Consider the following 17765-nt stretch of genomic DNA (forward strand, 5'->3'; position numbering starts at 1 on the left):
CATCCGATGGATAAGCTCGCATACGGAGACTTTGCGTCCGAACCGAATGCGTGCTGTCAGCCGGAACACGCCACACCACTCGGGATTTTCCGGGATGTTGTGCGGCTGGGAGCTACGAGGTCAATTATCGCATCCGTAGTCACAGCGGCCATCGTTCGGGGTCATAGACCACGGGCAGATCAAGTTCGCGCGAGGCCAAATTGCCGCCAGCCCGGGCACGGGCACGCTGGCTGACTTCCCGAGCTGTATCAGTATTTGCCAGTTCAAGGATTGCCGCAAAGCTTTCTGCATAATCCGTGACTGTCGGCGTCGGTATACGCCGATCCATCATTTCCTTGGTTTTGGCGATCGATGCATGATTGAACGACGTGACGCGGCGCGCGAGACGGTCGACATAGGCATCAAGTTCAGCGTCTGGAATGGCGCGATTAATCCAGCCGTAACGTTCGGCAGTCATGGCATCATAGTCTTCAGCACCAAGGATGATCTCGAGTGCCCGGCCACGGCCGACATGTCTGGGTAACCATTCAAGCCCACCGCCTCCCGGCAGGAGTCCAAAGCCGACTTCAATCTGGCATAGGAGGGCATTTTCGCTGCTGGCAAAACGAAGATCGGAGGCAACAGCCAATTCGGCGCCGATGCCTCGAGCCCGGCCGCGAATTTTTGTGATCGTCAACACAGGTACTGACGATAGCCAAGCCGCGAATGCGGGCCAGTTCTCGACAACACTAACAGCACCCGGGATGTCAGGGATATTCGACAGCTGACTAAAGTCGACATGCGCGATGAAGAAGTCCGGGTTGGCGGACTCTATGATCACGACGCGTATTCCATTGGCGGGATTGTCGACATATTGCTGTAGCAGGCGCAGCCCGGCAAACACCGCAGGCGTGAAGAGGTTAAATGGTGGATTGTCAATGACAGCACGCAGTACGCCGGGCCAGGGTTCAGTCACCCGAACGACCTGTGAGGCCGTAAGCGAGGTCGACGGATCGGCAGATGATATGACATTGGAATCTGGTGTCGAGGTCATCTTTCGCCTCCTATTTCGTGTTGTTGACAAAGGATGCGATATGATCGGCGCTTTCCTGCGGATACTGATGATGTGGGCCATGCCCCGTCTGTGGGAAGGTCAGCACGCGCAAACTCGGCAATCGGCCAACCATGGCGTGCCAGTTCTCCGTCGGAAAAATGATGTCATGGTCGCCACCAATATGGGTAATCGGGATTTGCGTGGATTTCAGAGCCTGAAGCACCGCATCTGCGGGAAACATGGGATTGCGCGGTCCATCTCCAAGCTGAGTCCCTGCCCAATCGAAGGGGACCGCAGGCGAGACGTCTGTGGTTCGCGCCGCAATTCGTTGCTGAGACAGCTTGGCGGCCATACGGCTGGCGGTCGACTTGGGTTCGAAGAACAAGGCCACGATGTCTTCAAAGTCGTTTTCTCGCTTGGCGAGTTCGTAGAACAGAGGATCGCCGTCTTTAGGTAGGTATCCCGGCGGCGTGGTGCCGATCAGAACCAGATGGCTGACGCGCTGCGGAACCGTAGCGAGCAGGATTTGCGCTGCAACTCCGCCAATCGACCAGCCGCCGACGACAGCTTTTTCTATGTTCAGCGCATCAAGCAGGTCGGTCGCGTCGATTGCCAGTGATGCGGGATCATAGGTGCGCGCTCCCGTAGAGGCCCCGAGGCCGCTATAATCGAAAGTGATGACCCTGAACCCATTATTGGCAAGTCCGTCCAGGAACGCTGGGTCCCAGGAATCCATGGTGCCGCGAAACCGCACGCAGAGCAGAATAGGCATGCCTGATCCAAAGTCCCGGTAGGCAAGTCTCCTTCCACGGACTTCGACATATTGCGTTGGCGTCGTTGTTGCTGTTGCCGACATAGCAGTACCTCTCTTTCAACCATCTCAAGCAGTGCTGTTCTTTATATTATGAACGACATCTATTATAGATGTCAAATGACATATAACGACAAGGCGGATTGGGAAGAGAAAGGAGGTCTTGGATTGATCAGCAATGCCAATCCGGTTGAACCGGATTGGCTATCGGGCCGAGACAACGATGAATGAAATCGTTCTCGAAGTGTCTGTCCGTCGTGCTTTCTAAGCCTCTGAAAAGGCATCGAACGTGCGGGTCGAGTAGACCAATGCCGCTCCGGCATTCACGCTGATCGCAACGCCGAGCGCCTCCGCAAGTTCTTTTTCGGTGACGCCCAGCTTCTTCGCTTCCGCCGCGTGCACAGTGATACACCCGTCGCAGCGAAGGCTGATAGCGACAGCCAGTGCGATCAGTTCCCGGGTCTTGGCATCCAGATGGCCCGTTTTGGAGCCCGCCTGACCCAGTGTCATATAACCTTTCACGGTGTCCGGACTAAGCTTGGCGATCCCACCGACACCGGCGAGAACCTGACTGCGATAATTATTCCAATCCTGCATTGGCATGTTAGTCTCCTTGATCAGTTGGCAATGTATATTTGGAACCATATGGCACTGCATGGAATGACCAGGCGGTGCAGCGCGATGTCCGCGCGGATCAAAGGAAAAGCTGTTGACGGCGAACTCTACCGGCGACCTGTTAAGCGCTTTGGCGCCGCTTCTGCGCGTTCGACCTGTCCTTGAGGATTTTTGTCGGTTCGGTGGAGAATGGGCATCGCCGCACGCCCAGTTGGAGCAAGGTTGGGCGCAATTCCATATTGTGACGCGTGGAACCTGCATCGTCGAGCGTATTGGGCAGGAAAATATCCGGCTTGATGCGGGCGATATTCTTCTGCTTCCGCACGGCGATGGCCATTTCGTTCGCAGCCGTACCGGAACGGGCAAGTCGCGGATGATCGCTGAATTCAGGAATGCCATACGCAATCGCAGCACCGTTGACATACAGCCCGACACCGAACTGGTCTGTGGCCAGCTGGAATTTGAAGCAGGCAAAGACAGCCCACTCATTGCCATCCTGCCAGACACGATTGTTCTTCACACGGCAGATGAGCCTTTGCTGGAGCGTTTCGGATACCTTCTCGGCGGGATTCGTGAAGAACTTGATACAGCACGCGCTGGTTCGGAGATCGTTGCCGCGGACCTCGCTCGGGCCTTGTTCGTGCTGATGATACGCTTCCATCTGGAGCAGATGCAGGAACTGGGGGACATGCTGCCTATGCTGAAGAATCCGGTTGCGTCACGAGTGGTTCTGGCGTTGCTGCACGATCCGGCACGGGACTGGTCGCTTGAAGCCATGGCGGAAACGGGGATCACCTCGCGTGCAACATTGGTGCGTACATTCCGCAATATCTGCGGCAAGCCACCGATGGCTTTTCTCCAGGATATTCGGCTGGCTCTCGCCCGACAACAGTTGATCGGCACGAATGAGTCTATCGCCAAAATCGCGTCTCGAATTGGGTATCAATCGGAGGGGGCCTTCAGTCGCGCATTCTATCGCCACCATGGCATTCGTCCCGGTGCGCTGCGCAATACGAACGGAGAAGTGCGTATGGGCGATATGCAGGTGCAAACTTAAATTCGGAACTTCAAAATATTAATCTCAAGGCAAAGCTGCGCGAGATTCGATAGGGAATATGCTGCTTGACATTTATGATTATGATCGCAATCTAAATATATCGCTCATAAAAATGCAGAGGACATCATGCGGGTTAGCCGGGAAGTTGCGGAGGAAAATCGTAGGCGGGTAATTACCTCATCGAGCCAATTGTTCCGCGAACGCGGTTTCGATGGTATCAGCATCGCCGATCTGATGCAGGCTGCCGGATTGACTCATGGAGGGTTCTACAAACAATTCGCCTCGAAAGAGGATTTGATACGGGCTGCCTGCGAGCAAGCCATGACCGAGAACCTTTCGTTCTGGAGGGGAAAACTTGGGAACGGAGAGAGCCATGGCGACCTGATGAATTTTGTGCGAGCCTATCTTTCTCAGGCGCATCGGGAGCAACCTGAATATGGGTGCTTTCTGTCAGCGCTGGCATCCGAAGCCCCACGGCATGAAGAGCCGGTCAGACATATATTTGTCGAGACCATAGAGGCCTACTGCGCCCTGTTGTCTCCACTCATGTCACGGGATTCTGAAACGAGCAATCGTGATGCTGCCTTGGCGACATTGTCTCAAATGGTCGGAGCGCTTACTCTCGCGCGAGCCGTGCCTGACCGGAAACTCTCTAGCGAAATCCTCGAAGCATCCATTCGCTCGATCAGTGACCGAACAGCTTCGGCGACAAGCAGGACGGGAGATGCAGATTGACTATGCCGCGAACTCGGCAAAGACCTTGAAAGGCAAGTGATTGTCGATTGTCATGGTGAACTGGTTCTTGCCGATCATAAGCGGCCTCAATATTAATAAGAGTGGTAGGCACCGAATGGTCCCTAAGAGCTATCATCGGTTTTGGGATTCGCTTAATGGCGCGATGGTACCGTTCGAGGATCTTTTTAAGATATTTGACCGTGGAACTGGAACTATACGGCTTCGAAGTTGCGCTGGGGTCTTGCTGATGAATGACACTCAATAAGTGGACAGGGCAAACCAAAGGCAATTCATTGTGGCTGCCGAAGCTGTTCCATCTTTCCTGAAAGACGCGATATCAGCGAGTGTGGGCTGCGAAAGACATCCAAAAACGATGAGCAAAGCCATTCACGATGAAGGCGCGCGTAACGTGAAAAATTGTCACTAACGCGACGTTCAGCTTCAGGATATCGGCTGTTGCAGCCATTTCGCTGAAACCGCCCGGTGAAACAGCAAGGAGCGAACTCGCAACATCCAAACCGGATGCCATCGAAAAAATAATCGAAATGACTGCCATGCACATCATGGTGAGCAGAATGAACCCAACCGCAACCCATAACCGGCGCCCGACACTGAGCAGATGCTCGAGCCTGAACCTGGCTCCGATGGTCATCCCTATCATCATCTGTCCAACGCAAAATAGAGAACGGGGCATCTTTCCGGATGCCAGGCCCATTACAGCAAGCACAGCCGCCCCCAGCAACGCACCTATCATCCAGGGATTGTTCAAGCGCAGAAACCGGGCCGATGTTACACCGGCCACAGCCGCAACTGCGACATAGAATCCAGGAAGCGGCGTCAGTGGCGTCGAGATGCCGTCATTTATGAATGCACCGTGGAGGTCCAGATGCACCATCAGAGGCGGCAGAATGCAGACGGCAATAGCAACGCGAAGAGCCTGAATAATAGCGACGACTTCGTTTTGTCCGCCGGCGCGATCCGCTATGTTGGCCATCTCGCTGAGACCGCCGGGCACCATCGCGAAATACCCAGTCGCGGGGTTTGTATTTAACGCCGCGGCAAGGAGACGACCGAGAAAAAGCGCGAGAAAAAGCGCGGCGATATTGATCACGATTGCCGCCGGTATCCATATCCAGAGCGTCTGAACCGACGCCAATGTCAGATTCAGTCCTACCGCGCTTCCTACGATCATCTGACCGCCTTTTCTGGCGGTCAGATTGGCGAATGTTTGCCTGCCGCTAAGCGAGATGGCGGCGCTCACTGTCATTGGCCCAATGACCCAGGCCAAAGGCACACCGGCCGCAGACATCACGAACGCAACCGCGGCTGCGATTAAAAGCGACAGGATGCGTTCGCAATTCGCCTTCATCTGCTATTGCGTACCGAGCAGGGTCGCCAGATCACCCGCTTCATGTTTTTCCATTTCCATGAGCGTGTCGACGATCTGCTGAGCGCGATCCGACGGAATCGTCTCGGTTGCCAGTTTCAGAAATTTGGCGCAGATATCGGCATCGGACGCGAAGGAGAACTCGCTGCCTCGCGGCGCCTCGACGGTTTCGGTTTCAACATGGCCATCGGCGTAATGGACCTCCACCCGGACCTTGTGCCGGAACCTGGAGCCGAGCGCCGTGATTTCCGGGTCATGTTCGACGCGCACTTTTCTGGAAAGTGCGATGCGCCGCTCATCGTTCACGCAGTCCGGCCTGAACTGCTGCACGAAGACATCGCCTTCAAGCAAGAGCGTTGCGACGCAGAAAGGAAGATTGAGCTGTGCGGAGGTCAGTCCCTGGGGCACGTAGGGCCAGCCGACATGATCGACCGTCACTTGCGAACCGTGAACGACGATTTCGTTGATTGATTCTGGCGTGAAGTCGCGTCGTGCCTTGATGGTGCGAACCGCATCCAGTGTCGTGTGATTGCTGCCCACGCAGGAGTAGAATTTCAACGATATCCGCATCGTCTCCCAGGTTTCTCCGAAGCCGGCGCGAAGCGCTTCCAGGTCGAACCGATCCGTGGATCTGGAGAACGTCGTGCAGAAGCCGCCGTAGGGCGCCTCGAAGACATCGATAATGCCGGTGAAGCCGTTGCGTGCCAGAAGCGCGCCATAAAGGCCGCTTTGGGCGGAGCGTCCAGCGTGCATCCGCTTTACCATCGCACCATACTGGGCCGCCATGAGTCCGGCTGACTGCGTGCCTGCGATTCCGAGCGCATGGGTTGTCTTTTCGGCATCAAGACCGAATGCGCGCGCCGCGCCGGCGGCTGCCGAAAAAACCCCGACGGTCGCGCCGGAATGCCAGCCCTGACCGATATGCTCCTGTCCCATTGCGATGCCGACCCGGGGACCAATCTCATATCCGGCAACAGTTGCGGTAAGCAATTCGCGCCCGGAGATCGGGTGTCCCTCGGCGACGGCCATCACGGCGGGAAGGGTGACTGCGCCAACATGCAGAACACCGTGCCGATGCACATCGTCGAGTTCAAAGCCCTGAACCTGCGTACCGTTGATCAAGGCTGCGTGTGGCGCTGAAAAGCGATCCTTCGAGCCCCATGTACCTACAGCATCGTTATTGTCTACATCGCGAAGGGTTTTCTTCAGGATGTCAACCCATTCCAACCGGGCGCCATAAAGAGCACATCCGAATGAATCCAGCATCAAAAGCTTGATGCGATGAAGGACTTCCGCGGGAATGTCCTCGTATTTGAGGCCAGCTACGAAGTTTGCGACAGCTTGCGTATATTGATTGTCGATCTCATGATGGGTGGCCAAGATTTCCTCCTGTTTCAGTGGTCGCACCGTGTGGGCCTCAAAGCACTGTTTTTGCGATGCTCGCGTCCAGCTCTTCGTAGTCGTAGTAGTTGATTGTTTCGTAGAGTTCGGCTCGGCTCATCATCCGATCAAGCTGCGGTTCTGCCGCACCATCCCTGTTCAGCCCCGTATAAAAGCCCTTCATTGCGGCCGAAGCTATTCGGAAAGCCGATACCGGGAAGATGACGACTTCGTATCCGGCCTCGTCCCATTCGGCAGCGCTGAGATAAGGCGTACGGCCAAATTCGGTCATATTGGCAAGCAGGGGCATTTTTAATGCCTGCCGAACCTCGGTTATAGTTTCCCTGGACGTCAGGGCTTCCACGAAAATCAAATCGGCACCGGCATCCCGGTAGGCCTTGGCACGGGTGATGGCGTCCTGAAGATCGACTGCGGCAGCATCTGTTCTTGCGCAGATAACCATCTGATCCGATGCTTTCCGCGCGGCCGCGATCTTTCTGCACATATCATCGATGTCGATGATCTTCTTGTCGTTCAGGTGCCCGCATTTCTTCGGAAATTGCTGGTCTTCGATCTGGATGCACGCCGCTCCAACCTGTTCAAGTTCGCGGACGGCCCGCATTACGTTCAAGGCTTCGCCGAAACCGGTATCGCAGTCGACGATCAGCGGAAGGTCCGAGGCACGTATGATCTCGCGCGCGCGGAGACAGACATCCTCCAAAGTAAGCAGGCCGAGATCCGGGAGCGCCATTGACGCAGATAGTGCGGCTCCGGAAAGATAAAGCGCCTCTATCCCGGCGTTACGTGCAAGTCGCGCCGACATTCCATCAAAGGCGCCCGCCACCGTCAGGATTTTATCGGACGTTATTCGCTCCTTCAGGATTTGCCCTCGGTTTCGGCCCGCAAAGTCGCTGCTTAACCAATCGATCGCCATTATATCTCCTCAGGGTTGCTTCTGGTTGTATTGGCCCGGTCGCGGATCTGCATGAAAATCCTGAATGATGCGCGGATGTGCCCGGACATGAGATTGCGGGCGAGGTCGGCGTCGCCGGCAATCACGGCATTGGCGATCCAGCGATGCTCTTCCAGAGCTCGCTCGTTACGGCCCGGGCTGCGGCTGTGTCCGGCACGAACCAAGGCAAGAAGGTCGCGAAGATCGCCTGCACATATCCGGTAAGCCAGTTCGTTACGCGATCCGCGCAGGACGGCCTGGTGAAAATCCCAGTCAGGAGGGCCAGACGGATAAGCGTCCGATGGGTTCTCATGCAATTTGGCGGCGTGATCCTTCAACATGCTGTCGAGCGCCTTGCGTTCGGTGTCCGTCATTCTTTCTGCCGCACACGCCGCAGCCATTGCCTCGATCGATTCGCGCAGCTCGTAGAGACTGCGGATCGTTTCATCCCCCAATTGAACGACCCTCGCTCCCTGATTGGGAAGCACAGTCGCCAACCCGCTTGCGGCCAATCGGCGAATGGCTTCGCGCACAGGGCCTCGACTCACGCCCAGGGATTTGGCGAGTTCGATCTCGTTAAGCCGGTTTCCAGCGCTGAGTTGGCCGCTGATTATAAGGTCGCGAATGTGGGCATGTGCCCGGTCAACCAGAAGGGTTCCGTTTGCGGCAGAGTCCAAAATGTTGACATTATCTTCTTTAGGTGCAGACATTTTTTCCATTTTTGTTAGATAATGGCCTAAAATTCGCTTTTATGACGTGCTTATCGCATTTTATGTTTACAATCGCAATAGCCTAGCCTAGGTTCCATATCGAAAATGTTTACAAAATGCCTGATAAGGGCGCACCTAGGGGAGAAGGTGGTGGAGGAGACAGTGGAAAATGGAGCGATGTCTCGCGCCCTGCTCGGCGATGCCGCCGAAAAACTGGTGGCGATGCGTCGGGCGGATATTCCCGAGGCAGCGTTCGCGGAGGCATCTGTAGCGATACGCGATACGATCGGGGTAACAGTGGCCGGCGCGCGGGAGCCGAGTTTTGTCAAGTTGCGTTCAGCTATCGGACGCAGCATTGCCCCTGGCCCGGCTTTGCTCGCCGGTACGAGTGAGAAGATAGACACGCTCAGTGCTGGCCTGTTGAACGGCACCGCATCACACGCGCTTGACTTCGATGATTGCAGCAACACGATGGGCGGTCATCCCTCCGCGCCGATCGTGCCAGCCATCATTGCCCTTGCCGAAGAGGCGGATGTGGATGGGGAGACCTTCATTCGCGCTTATCTCGCCGGTTTTGAATTCGAGACGCGATTGGGGCGCGCCGTGAACTTTGTGCATTACGACAAGGGATGGCATCCGACTGCGACGCTGGGCACCTTTGGTGCCGCGGCCGCCTCTGCGGCAATGCTGGGGCTGGATGTCCGGTCGACGGCCGGTGCGCTTGCAATCGCCGCATCCATGGCGGCGGGGATCAAGGCGAATTTCGGCACCGATGTAAAGCCGTTCCATGTCGGGCAGGCGGTGCGAAACGGTATGCTTGCCGCTTACATGGCCCGCGAGGGCGTGGATGCCAGCCCGGTAGCCCTGGAGCATCCGCAGGGCTTCTTCGAGGTCTTCAACGGGGCGGACAACTATAAGGCGGAAATGCTGCTTCAGGGCTGGGCGGATCCCCTCGACATCGTTGAAATCGGCGTGGCCTACAAGCAGCATCCGTGTTGCGCCAGCACCCATCCCGCCGTGGATGCTGCGCTTAAGTTGCGCAACAAGCACGACCTGCACCCGGATCAAATCAGCGCTGTCAGAACATTCACGCATCCGCGTCGCCTCCGCCATACCAACCGGCCGAATCCCAAATCAGGTCTGGATGCGAAATTCAGCGTGCAATATGTGGTGGCTCGTGCACTCCTGGAGGGCGTTGTGAGTCCCGCCGTCTTCACGGAAGAGGCGGTGATGGCCTCCGATATTCGTGCGCTGATGGCACGCATCGTCAGTTCTCCGCATCCATCTGCCGATATGTCTTCCTCCGAGCACTTTTTTGCTGACGTGGAGATCGACCTGACCGATGGCCGGACGTTGAAGGCGCATGTCGACCGACCACTGGGACGAGATCGGGACCATCCGTTGCCGGAGGGCGCTTTGGAGCGAAAATTCCTGGCCTGTACCGTTCCGACACTTGGATTGCCTGTCGCGGAAAAACTTTGTGCGGGCCTGGCGGACCTGCGACAAGCATCTTCCGTCGCGGGGTTGTTTTCGATGCTGGCGGCATCCGGCCGATAATCTCTTGTTTAAAAAAAGGACTTGTTGATGAACGAAGTGGTGATTTCCTCTCTTAATCCGGATGTTGTCGTTGTCGGCGCTGGTAACGCGGCTTTGTGTGCTGCGCTCTCGGCCGCCGAACATGGCGCCAAGGTTCTTGTCGTGGAGGCCGCTCCCGAGACCGAACGCGGCGGCAATTCGCGCTTCACCGGCGGAGCTTTCCGGTTTGCCTATGGCGGCGTGGAGGATTTGATCAAGGTTTCTCCCTCCATGGCTGAAGATGACCTGAGCAATGTCGAGTTTGGCACCTATTCCGAAGATCAGTTCTTCGATGACATGTACAATCTCACGGAATATCGCACCGATCCCGATCTATGCGAATTCCTGGTGCGAAACAGCCTCGATACGGCTATCTGGGTTGCCGGGCAGGGGGTCAAGCTGCATCCGGGACTCGGACGCCAGGCCTATAAGGTGGATGGCAAATTCAAATTCTGGGGTGGTCTTGCGCTTCATATCAATGGCGGTGGCGAGTCCCTGCTTGAAGCTCTCTTCGCCAAGGTTGAGGCGACGCCTGCGATTGATGTTTTATATGAAGCCCCGGCGCTGCGCCTGTTGACGACGAACGGAACGGTAACGGGAATCGTGGTTCAGATCGAGGGGGTAGAAACCGAGATTCGAACCAGGGCGGTCATTCTTGCGTGTGGCGGGTTCGAGGCCAATGCACAAATGCGAACCGAATATCTCGGCCCCGGCTGGGATCTGGCCAAAGTCCGCGGCAGCCGCTTCAATATGGGTGTCGGCCATCGCATGGCGACCGCGATCGGCGCGGCTCCAGCGGGACATTGGTCTGGTTGTCATGCCGTGGCCTGGGATATCAACGCTCCGGCTTTCGGCGATCTGTCGGTCGGCGATCAGTTTCAGAAGCACAATTATCCCTTCGGTATCTGCATCAACGCCAAGGGAAAGCGCTATGTCGATGAAGGTGCAAATTTTCACAGCCACACATATGCGAAATATGGTGGTGAGATCTTGAAGCAGCCGGGCCAGTTCGCCTGGCAGGTCTTCGATGACAAGGTCTCCCATCTTCTGCGCAGCGAATATCGCATTCGCCGGTGTACGAAGGTTGAAGCGAATACACTGGAGGAGCTGGCTGCAAAACTCGATGGCGTAGATCCGCAGGCCTTTTTGGAAACCGTTTACAAGTTCAATGAAGCCTGCCGTCAGGATGTGGATTTCAATCCCAACGTTCTTGATGGAAAATCCACCACGGGCCTCGATATAAACAAGACCAACTGGGCACAGCCTCTGGATAAGGCTCCTTTTCACGCCTATCACGTCACGGCAGGCATCACCTTCACCTTTGGCGGCCTGAAGATTGATACCGAAGCGCAGGTGCAATCTCTCTTCGGTAATCCTATTCCCGGATTGTTTGCAGCCGGGGAAATCGCCGGCGGGCTTTTCTATCACAATTATGCCAGCGGCACCGGGCTGATGTCCGGGGCGACTTTCGGCCGTCAGGCCGGAAAGAATGCCGCACGCTATTGTCAGTAGGTGAAGATCATCTTGGGAGGAAAATTATGAGCTTCATCATTAAAAACAAAATACTGCGGCTTGCCGCAGCTGGTGTCACAAGCTTGATGATTGCGAATGCAGCGTCAGCTCAAGAGGATTTTTCCGGTAAACGGATCAATATGATCATCCCCTATCAGGAGGGCAGCGGGTCCACCATTCATGGCCGCCTCTTCGCCCTTGGACTGGAGAAGAATCTGCCGGGAAATCCCACGATCGTTATCGAGAATATCGACGGCGGCGGATCGGTTCGCGGCATCAATCAGTTTGCCGCGGTAGCCGAGCCTGACGGCGAAGACATTGCCGCGATAGCGACGGGAACGTTTTTCCAGTACCTGCTCAAAGACCCCGCCGTTAAGTATGATCTTCCAAAGTTCAAACCGTTTCTGGCTTCGCCGTTTGGCATCCTCGTCTATTCTCGCACAGACGTTTCGCCCTCGGACGATCCCATTGAAACCATCAAGGCGATGATCAAGGAGCCACCTGTCTATGGTGCTTCAGGGCCGACTTCTTCCGATCTGCCCGCACTTATTTCCGTAGATCTGCTGGGGATGAAGCCGCAATACGTATTTGGCCTCAGCAATGCGGAAAGCCGGGCGGGGTTCGAGCGTGGTGAATTCTCGTTGAATTACGACAACATGGCATCCTGGGCACAGGCCGTCGAACCGTTGGTGGAAGACGGGGTTGCGAGGCCGCTATTTACCCTGGGTTTCGAAAAAGACGGCAAAATCGTACGGGACCCCATGCTGCCGGATGTCCCGACTTTTCTGGAGGTTTACGAAGCCATCCATGGAAAGCCTCTCGACGGGATCGAGTATGAGGTGTGGAAGGCGCTTTTCAACATTCGGGTAATGGGTTCGAAGATGCTGGTTCTGCCTGAAGGCACTTCTGACGAAATCTATGCAGCCTATGCAGATGCGGCCAAGGCGGCTCTGGATGGCGACGAACTCAAAACGGAAGCGGCGGAAGCCGTGATCGGACCTTATCCACAACGTGTGGGTGCCGACGCCAACAAGGTTTTTCAGGATGGCCTGAACATGTCGGAGGAGGCTCGAGCATGGTTGTTCGATTGGCTGGAGAAGAATCACGGAATCAAGCGCTAGTGGATTGAATTTGACGTTTGAATCCCGACTGAATGAGATGCTGTTTCAAACGTCAAATTCGAAATATCCACTAGATAGATAAACTTACTAGTGGTCTTTTCAATTCCGACATTTGCTCGGCGCCTGTATCAGAGGGATGCAAATGTCGGAATCAGACCACTAGCCGCTTAGTTGCGCAAGAGGGGTCGCGGCAGCGCCCCCTCACTCCCGAGAAAAGAACAGGTAATCCGATATGGACACTTCGTTTGTCCAGTACGCATTCGATGCGCTGCTGATCCTTTTGACGCCGGCCCACATACTTTATCTTGCCCTGGGCGTTGTGATGGGCCTCACCCTGGGACTTCTTCCCGGCCTTGGCGGCATCGCCGGCATGGCTATCATAATGCCCTTTCTCTTCGGCATGGAGCCAAGCCTCGCCTTGGCCATGATGATTGGCCTCACATCGACAACGTCTACGTCCGATACCTTCATGTCGGTGCTGATCGGCGTTCCCGGAGGTTCCAGCGCTCAAGCCACGGTTCTCGATGGTTTTCCGCTGGCCAAGCAGGGATATGCGGCCCGCGCGCTCAGCGCCGCATTTCTATCATCCATGATCGGCGGAATTTTCGGTGCCTTTATTTTGAGTATCGCCTTCGTGGTCGCGAAGCCAATCCTGCTTGCGGTTGGATTTGGCGAGCAGCTGATGCTTGTCATCTTTGCTCTTACTCTTGTTGGGCTGCTAACCGGTCCAAGCATGGCGAAAGGCCTGGCATCCTGTTGCATGGGCTTGTTGATTGGAGCCATCGGCGCGTCGCAGGCGACAGCAGAATATCGGTTCACTTTCGATACCGTCTATCTGATGGAAGGCGTGCCTCTGGTCGTCGTCGCACTTGGAATCTTCGCTTTTCCCGAGATCATCGATGTCTTGAGGCGCCACCACACCATCTCTCAAACGGGTCGATTGGGCGGCGGCTGGCTGCAAGGCATACGCGATGTGGTCAAGCATTGGTGGATTGTACTTCGCTGTTCCTGCATTGGCGCAATTGTCGGTTTTCTTCCCGGACTTGGCGGTTCTGTGATCGACTGGATCGCATATGGCCATGTCGTTCAGACCAGCCGGGACAAGTCCAGGTTCGGCAAGGGGGATATTCGGGGGGTGATCGGCCCGGAATCGGCAGCTAACGCCAAAGAAGGCGGAGCACTCATTCCTACCTTGTTCTTCGGGGTCCCTGGATCGGGAACGATGGCACTTCTGCTTGGTGGTTTGATCGTCATAGGAGTGACGCCCGGCCGCCCCATGGTCACGAAGCACATGGATCTGGTTTTTGTGATCATCTGGTCTATCGCGCTGGCAAATATCCTGGGTACGGCCATCAGTATTGGTCTTGCCAAGCCAATCGCCAAAGTGACGACCGTCCCATTCACATGGATTGCACCGTTCATTCTCGTAATGATCTTCCTTTCGGCCTATCAGGCGACATTTCAGTGGGGGGATATCATCACCCTCATCGCCGTCGGCATGTTGGGAATCTTCATGAAGCGTTTCGGCTGGTCCCGCGCAGCATTGCTTATCGGCTTCGTTCTCTCTCAGCGGCTTGAGGCGTCGACATACCGGACAGTACAAATCTATGGCTGGGATGTTTTCACCCGCCCTGTCTCCATCGTGATTATGGTGCTGGCTGCTGTTTCGCTCTATCTGGCCTATCGAAGCAGGGCTCATGCAGTGAGCGATGCGGAGGTTTCAGCCATGAATGTCTCGGTGTCCACGCTCTCGAAACAGGTCGGATTTACCGTGCTGATCGTTGCCGCCACGCTTTGGTTCGCGATGGACGTATTACAGCTCCGCTTTCTGGCTTTCGTTTTCCCCTTGTCGGTCAGCTGCCTGCTTCTCGCCTTCCTGGCATGGACACTCTTCGGAATGCTCACACGCAAGGCGTGGCCGGGCCTGATCAGCGACACTGACCTGGACGTTCCCGAGAACGCAGTTTCGACAGGATTGCTGCTCGCCTGGATACTTGCGCTTCCCTTGGCCAGCGCCGCAATTGGTTTCATCTTCGCGGCCCCACTCTACATCTATGTATTCGTCCGAAAGTTCGCTCAAGCGTCCCGCCTGTGGTCGGTCGTTTCTGCGGTCGCTGTCTATGGTGTTCTGCTGATCCTTGTGAACGGTCTGTTGATCAAGCTGCCTGAGGGGCTTCTTCAGGAATATTTGTCGGCGGTGCGCACCCTCTATGAGTTCCGCTAAGGAGGGCGTTGTGCTTTATCTCGCAAATGAGCATCTTGCGCCCGTCCTGGACCCGGCCGCATTAACCGACCGCCTGGAAGCATCCTACAGAAGATTTAACCGCGGCGGTGGTGTAACTCCGCCCAGGATTGATCTGCAAATTCCCGACGGAGCGGGGGGAGAGGCCTACCAGTTCGGCATTGCCGTGGGGGGCGAAGCGGGGGGCTATGTTGCCCTGCGGATCAAGTCCGACAGGGTCTATCACCGGATCATCAACGGTGCAGCCCGCAAGGAAAAATATGCCGGGCAGCCGGGCAGCTATTTGGGACTCGTAATGCTGTTCGATACGCGCAGCGGAGCGCTTCTGGCGATCATGCAGGATGGGCTGCTTCAACGGATGCGGGTTGGCTGTGATAGCGCGATCGGTGTCAGGTTGATGGCGAGACAGGGAAGTTCCAGATTGGCCTTGCTCGGGGCAGGCGGCATGGCGGAGACCCATATTGCGGCAATTTCCAAAGTGCGCGCACTACAGGAAATTCGCGTCTTCAGCCCGACTCCCGGCAATCGTGAGAAATTTGCCCGGCGGATGTGCGAGACCTATGGCTTGAATGTCATTGCAGTAGGGTCGGCAAAAGAGGCTTCGCAAGGGGCAGATATCTTATGCAGTTGCACGAATTCCCCAAGGCCGGTCGTGACCGCGGAACTGCTTCGTCCCGGAATGCACATTACTGCCATCGGAGGGGGCCTTGATGCGGAAGCTTCCGCTCGCGTGGACCGAGCTGTTCGTTTCGGCTCGGCTAACCCGCCTCTCGGAGTCGATGGCTGGTCATACCGGGACGAAGCACTTGTCTTCGCCGCTGGAGATGAAGGCCTTTCTCATGGAGCTGCAAGACACTTTGCCGATATCCCCGCAAACAGGGAAATAACCTTCGCTGACATGGACGCTGGGGTCGTCGCAAGAGAAAACGATCGTCAGATCACTTTTTCCCAGCGCGGTAACATTCATGGCCTGCAGTTCGCGGCCGCCGCCGGATTTGTCTATGAACAAGCGAAGGCCGCTGGCCTGGGCGTCGCGCTCGGTGACGTTGACGGCTTTTTCCAGGACATACGCAATTAATCTTCCACAGGAAGTCGAAAACTCCTGTCATCGAGGTAATTCATGAGCCAGCAAGCCCCCGCAGCTATCGTCCTTTCGGACTATGTGAGTTCGCTACAGTTTGAAATGCTACCTCAAGATGTCCGGCAGACGGCATTTTTGATACTGAAGGATGCTGTAGCGTGCGCGGCCTTTGGGGCGCGTTTCGAGTGGGCGCAGATTGCGGCACAATACGTACGTTCCCTCGAAGGGAAACCGGAAGTACCAATCTTCGGTTTCGATGCTTTGTCCGCACCGGTTCCCTCGGCAGCTTTCCTGTTCGGTGTGATGGGGCACGCCTACGAACTCGATAATCTGCGGAGCCCCGGCGCCGGCGTCCATCCCGGCGTCACGGTTGCGCTTCCGGTGCTCGCCTATGCCCTCGCTCATCCCGAAGTAACGGCTGAAGATATTATCACGGCTATTGTTGCGGGCTGCGAAGTCATGTTTCGCATTGGTGCGGCAACGCTGCATACCCCGGAGAAAGCCGGTTTCCACGCTCCTGGCTTGACCGGAGCATTCGGGGCGGCAACGGCTGTAGGAAAGCTCATGGGACTAGACGCCCAGGCTTTACGGAATGCCTATGGAATATCGGGGTCCGTGGGGGGCGGCCTTCTTGCTTTCACCAGCGCAGGCCACGGCGGCATGGTGAAAAGACTTCATCTTGGACGGGCTGCGGAGGCCGGAATTCAAGCGGCGATGCTGGCAAAAGGCGGATTTGAAGGCCCGTCAAACATCCTGGAGGGAAAGTTTGGCCTTCTTGACGCTTATTGCCGCTCATCAAACCCCGATCTGTTGATCGAAGGTCTGGGAGATTATTACGAAATCCGTAATACCTGCTTCAAACGGTTTGCCGCCCATATCACCGCACACACGCCGATCGAGGGACTCGAAGCTGTGATGATGGAAAACGGGCTTGAGACGAAGGGGATCGACAATATCGTCCTGCTCGTTAGTGAAAAGCTGATATCTCATCACAACAACGTCAATCCCTCCGACCTGGCAGGCGCACAATATAGTGTGCCGTTTATGGTAGCCGCCTCGCTTTACGTGGATGTCAGAGATCCGCGGAATATCGGAGAGAACTTGCTGAAGGACAGTCAGGTTCGTGAGATGGCCAGCAAGATCAGTCTAATGCCGAACGGGCAGAAGGCCGGCTGGGATTGCTCCATCGTAGTCTACGGTTCTGATGGCTGTGAGTATACGAAAGATAATGTAACTTATTCCGGTGCCAGGTCTGCATCATTGGCATTCATCAATGAGAAGTATGACATACTCACCGCAGATGTTCCAGGAATGTCAGACCTCAATAAGATGTTGGAGCGTATCGCATCGACGCTAAGCGTCTAGCGAGAAAGTCGGCTGGCGTTCCATCTGGCAGTCACGAGTTGAGATATCGCGCTTCAAGCTGATGATATCCGTGGGCCGTTGCGCAACTTCGGTTTGACCTGAGCCCCGTTTTCCCTCCAGCCGTTGGGAGAATCCGAATGTCGATTTATGGCCTCATGCGGCCCGCTTTTCCAGAGCCATTTTCATGGC

The 17765-nt window shown here is 55.9% G+C and carries 15 protein-coding genes; 8 read left to right on the forward strand and 7 right to left on the reverse strand.

Going from position 1 to position 17765, the window contains the following annotated elements; genetic code table 11:
• Positions 1-139: 139 nt before the first annotated feature.
• From FHS76_RS17595 to FHS76_RS17605, 3 genes are all read right to left on the reverse strand, one after another.
• The gene (locus tag FHS76_RS17595; RefSeq protein ID WP_183655796.1) at positions 140-1033 is read right to left on the reverse strand and encodes an enoyl-CoA hydratase/isomerase family protein; all 894 of its coding nucleotides are present in this window, start codon (positions 1031-1033) and stop codon (positions 140-142) included.
• A 10-nt stretch (positions 1034-1043) separates the two neighbouring features.
• Positions 1044-1889, reverse strand: coding sequence for an alpha/beta fold hydrolase (locus FHS76_RS17600; protein ID WP_183655799.1), 846 nt, complete (start codon positions 1887-1889; stop codon positions 1044-1046).
• Positions 1890-2108: 219 nt separating this feature from the next.
• Positions 2109-2447 carry a carboxymuconolactone decarboxylase family protein gene (locus tag FHS76_RS17605; RefSeq protein WP_183655802.1) on the reverse strand — a complete coding sequence of 113 codons (339 nt, stop codon included), beginning with the start codon at positions 2445-2447 and terminating at the stop codon, positions 2109-2111.
• Between the two features lie 106 nt (positions 2448-2553).
• Between FHS76_RS17605 and FHS76_RS17610 the strand changes: the two genes are divergently transcribed.
• Positions 2554-3516: an AraC family transcriptional regulator gene (locus tag FHS76_RS17610; RefSeq protein ID WP_183655805.1), complete on the forward strand. Its 963-nt coding sequence runs from the start codon at positions 2554-2556 to the stop codon at positions 3514-3516.
• Between the two features lie 126 nt (positions 3517-3642).
• On the forward strand, positions 3643-4251 hold the full coding sequence (locus FHS76_RS17615) for a TetR/AcrR family transcriptional regulator (RefSeq protein ID WP_183655808.1): 609 nt from the start codon (positions 3643-3645) through the stop codon (positions 4249-4251).
• Positions 4252-4588: 337 nt separating this feature from the next.
• On the opposite strand, the gene FHS76_RS17620 is transcribed toward FHS76_RS17615, so the two are convergent.
• Genes FHS76_RS17620 through FHS76_RS17635 form a run of 4 tightly spaced genes read right to left on the reverse strand, consistent with a single transcriptional unit; the run spans position 4589 to position 8689 of the window.
• Positions 4589-5620 (reverse strand): AbrB family transcriptional regulator, encoded by a 1032-nt coding sequence (locus FHS76_RS17620; protein ID WP_183655811.1) that lies wholly within the window; start codon positions 5618-5620, stop codon positions 4589-4591.
• A 3-nt stretch (positions 5621-5623) separates the two neighbouring features.
• Positions 5624-7018 (reverse strand): MmgE/PrpD family protein, encoded by a 1395-nt coding sequence (locus FHS76_RS17625; protein WP_183655814.1) that lies wholly within the window; start codon positions 7016-7018, stop codon positions 5624-5626.
• Positions 7019-7055: 37 nt separating this feature from the next.
• A complete protein-coding gene (gene prpB, locus FHS76_RS17630) occupies positions 7056-7952 on the reverse strand; it encodes a methylisocitrate lyase (RefSeq protein WP_210306155.1) in 897 nt (298 codons plus the stop codon).
• Entirely contained in the window at positions 7952-8689 is a 738-nt protein-coding gene (locus FHS76_RS17635; RefSeq protein ID WP_183655816.1) for a GntR family transcriptional regulator, read from the reverse strand. The genes prpB and FHS76_RS17635 overlap by 1 nt, the downstream gene beginning before the upstream one ends.
• 141 nt (positions 8690-8830) lie before the next feature.
• On the opposite strand from FHS76_RS17635, the gene FHS76_RS17640 reads away from it, so the two are divergent.
• The 6 genes from FHS76_RS17640 to FHS76_RS17665 all read left to right on the forward strand — a co-directional run bounded on the left by FHS76_RS17640 (position 8831) and on the right by FHS76_RS17665 (position 17576).
• The gene (locus FHS76_RS17640) at positions 8831-10237 is read left to right on the forward strand and encodes an MmgE/PrpD family protein (RefSeq protein ID WP_183655818.1); all 1407 of its coding nucleotides are present in this window, start codon (positions 8831-8833) and stop codon (positions 10235-10237) included.
• A 27-nt stretch (positions 10238-10264) separates the two neighbouring features.
• A complete protein-coding gene (gene tcuA, locus FHS76_RS17645) occupies positions 10265-11767 on the forward strand; it encodes an FAD-dependent tricarballylate dehydrogenase TcuA (RefSeq protein WP_183655820.1) in 1503 nt (500 codons plus the stop codon).
• Positions 11768-11793: 26 nt separating this feature from the next.
• Positions 11794-12888 carry a Bug family tripartite tricarboxylate transporter substrate binding protein gene (locus FHS76_RS17650; protein WP_183655822.1) on the forward strand — a complete coding sequence of 365 codons (1095 nt, stop codon included), beginning with the start codon at positions 11794-11796 and terminating at the stop codon, positions 12886-12888.
• Positions 12889-13120: 232 nt separating this feature from the next.
• A complete protein-coding gene (locus tag FHS76_RS17655; protein WP_183655825.1) occupies positions 13121-15112 on the forward strand; it encodes a tripartite tricarboxylate transporter permease in 1992 nt (663 codons plus the stop codon).
• Positions 15113-15122: 10 nt separating this feature from the next.
• On the forward strand, positions 15123-16208 hold the full coding sequence (locus FHS76_RS17660) for an ornithine cyclodeaminase family protein (RefSeq protein ID WP_183655828.1): 1086 nt from the start codon (positions 15123-15125) through the stop codon (positions 16206-16208).
• Positions 16209-16250: 42 nt separating this feature from the next.
• Entirely contained in the window at positions 16251-17576 is a 1326-nt protein-coding gene (locus FHS76_RS17665; protein ID WP_183655831.1) for an MmgE/PrpD family protein, read from the forward strand.
• Positions 17577-17765: the final 189 nt, after the last annotated feature.

It is taken from the genome of Brucella daejeonensis, from assembly GCF_014199265.1.
GTDB classification, from domain to species: Bacteria; Pseudomonadota; Alphaproteobacteria; order Rhizobiales; family Rhizobiaceae; genus Brucella; species Brucella daejeonensis.